At 65.3% G+C, this 880-nt stretch carries 1 protein-coding gene; it reads right to left on the reverse strand.

Features of this window, described 5'->3' with window-relative positions:
- On the reverse strand, positions 1-880 hold an 880-nt coding region (locus AC1DQP_RS21035), incomplete at both ends, for a PA0069 family radical SAM protein (protein ID WP_478052500.1).

Genomic DNA, 880 nt, shown 5'->3' on the forward strand with positions numbered 1-880 from the left:
GCTTGAAGCGGCTCGACAGCAGGTCGGCGTAGACGCCTTCGCCGCGCATTCGACTGCCGAATTCGCTGTTGTAGTCCTTGCCACCGCGCAGCTGGTTGATGGTGCTCATCACGTGCGTGGCGCGGTCCGGATGATGGGTGTCCAGCCAGTCGCGGAACAGCGGGGCAACTTCAAGCGGCAGGCGCAGCAGCACGTAGCCGGCGGTGGATGCACCGGCATCGCGCGCGGCTTCCAGCACCGCTTCCAGCTCGGCATCGTTGATCCACGGAATCACCGGCGCCACCATCACCCCGACCGGGATGCCGGCGTCATGCAGGCGGCGCATCGCGCGCAGGCGGGCGTGTGGTGCCGAGGCACGCGGTTCCAGTTTTGCCGACAGGTGCGGGTCCAGCGAGGTCACCGAGAAGTGCACGCTGACCAGGTTCTGCTCGGCAAGGGGCGCGAGCAGGTCGATGTCACGCTCGACCAACGCGTTTTTGGTGATCAGCGAGAACGGATGCCGGGTTTCCAGCATCACCTCGATCAGTTGGCGCGTCAGTTTGAGCTTGCGCTCGATCGGCTGGTAGGCATCGGTGTTGATGCCCAGCGCGATCGGCTGCGGCACGTAACCCGAGCGCGAGAATTCCTTGCGCAGCAGCTGCGGCGCGTTGGTCTTGGYGAACAGCTTGGTCTCGAAGTCCAGGCCAGGCGACAGATTGAGGTAAGCATGGGAGGGGCGCGCGAAGCAGTACGAGCAGCCGTGTTCGCAGCCCCGGTACGGATTGACCGACTGACTGAAGCCCACGTCCGGCGACTTGTTGCGGCTGATGATGCTGCGCGCGGTCTCGGCACGCACTTCGGTACGCAGACGCGGCGCGGCGAATTCTTCGCTCTCCTCGGC

This window comes from Stenotrophomonas sp. P5_A8 (assembly GCF_056400545.1).